Annotated in this window: 1 protein-coding gene; it reads right to left on the minus strand. The window is 62.0% G+C overall.

All coding sequences use genetic code 11. The annotated features are described in order from the left end of the window. Nucleotides 1-14: 14 nt before the first annotated feature. Nucleotides 15-1,247: an integrase catalytic domain-containing protein gene (locus AWC17_RS08035; protein ID WP_244193482.1), complete on the minus strand. Its 1,233-nt coding sequence runs from the start codon at nucleotides 1,245-1,247 to the stop codon at nucleotides 15-17. Nucleotides 1,248-1,322: the final 75 nt, after the last annotated feature.

Genomic DNA, 1,322 nt, shown 5'->3' on the forward strand with positions numbered 1-1,322 from the left:
CCTGTTGCCTCATTTCAAGATGCGCGCGAAGGCGGATTCGTTGCCTCACGTAAACGTGCGCGCTTGTTTGTTGGTGGTGTGGCGCCGGGTGCGGCTTTGCTGGTGGTGAGGGTGAGGAGCTGGGCGGTTAGGGCTTGGACCTGGCGTTGGGTGGCGGCGGGGTTGATCAAGGAGTAGGTCCGGGTCAGGGCCACGATGCGTTCCACGGTCATGGCGGGGTGATCGATTGCGCGGTGGAATGGGGTGGTGGCGGTGTCGTGTTTTTTTGACACCTTGGCCCCTGCGCGGACTTTGGAGATCAGTTTCTGCTGCGGGTAGAAGTAGTTGGTCAGCCTGGACTGCAGCTGCCAGATCTCGTTGAGTAGCAACAGTTCTGCGGCGGTGTCGTAGCGGTGGTAGCCGACAATGGTGCGCACCACCGTCCAGTTCTTCTGCTCGACGTGACAGCCGTCGTTTTTATTGCCTGGTCGTGCGCGGGTGAAGGTGATTTGGCGTCCTTGGCACCATCCCAACAAGTGGTCGTTGATGAATTCTGATCCGTTGTCAGAGTCCACGCCCAGGATCGGGAACGGCATTTTGCGGGCGATGTCATTGAGTGCTGCCAGCACGCATTTGGCGGTCTTGTCCGGCACGGACCGGTTCTCGGTCCAGCCGGTGGCGATATCGGTAACGGTCAAGGTAAATGCATGGCCTCCACCCCGGTTACCGCCGTCATGCCAGACCAGGTCGATCTCGACGAACCCGGGCCGAGCGTCGTCCCACTCAGCCCAGGTGCGTACCGGGATCTGGCTTTTGAGCAGCGATCCCGGCTTTGTCCCAAGACGTCCTCGGAGCTGGTATTGGGCTCGCTGATCAGCCAGGCGGCGATCGATGGTGGCTGCCGACATCGACGCCAGCAGTTCGGCGGTGCCCGTGTCGATGGACAGCTCCCCGAAATGACGCAGCACTGCCACCAGTTCGCCCAGCATTGGCGCGAGCCGTTTGCCGGCGGGCATTCCCAGCACTGTCCAGCAGACCGTCAGTGCCGCGATGACATCGGGCCCGTACTTCACCGGCCGGGGACTACGCGCCACGACGATCTTGGGCTCTAGCGCCGCTTTGAGCGCCTTGCGGGCATGGTTTCGGTGCCACCCCGTATTGGCGCACAACTCGTCGAGAATCCGACTCTTACCGCGCTTGCTCGCCAGCTGGTAGCGGGTCGCAGCCGCCTCGGTGATTGCTCTGCGCTCAGTCAACGTCAACCCCATCCACTGGGAGTACGCGCGCATTTTCCGTGAGGCAACGAACCACCCTTTCGCGCGCATTTCTGGCGAGTCAACGCG

It is taken from the genome of Mycobacterium nebraskense (assembly GCF_002102255.1).
GTDB lineage: Bacteria > Actinomycetota > Actinomycetes > Mycobacteriales > Mycobacteriaceae > Mycobacterium > Mycobacterium nebraskense.

What these genes read in the sequence shown, in the direction of transcription:
- AWC17_RS08035 (WP_244193482.1), bottom strand. Translation starts at nt 1,247, where the DNA reads ATGGGGTTGACGTTGACTGAGCGCAGAGCAATCACCGAGGCGGCTGCG.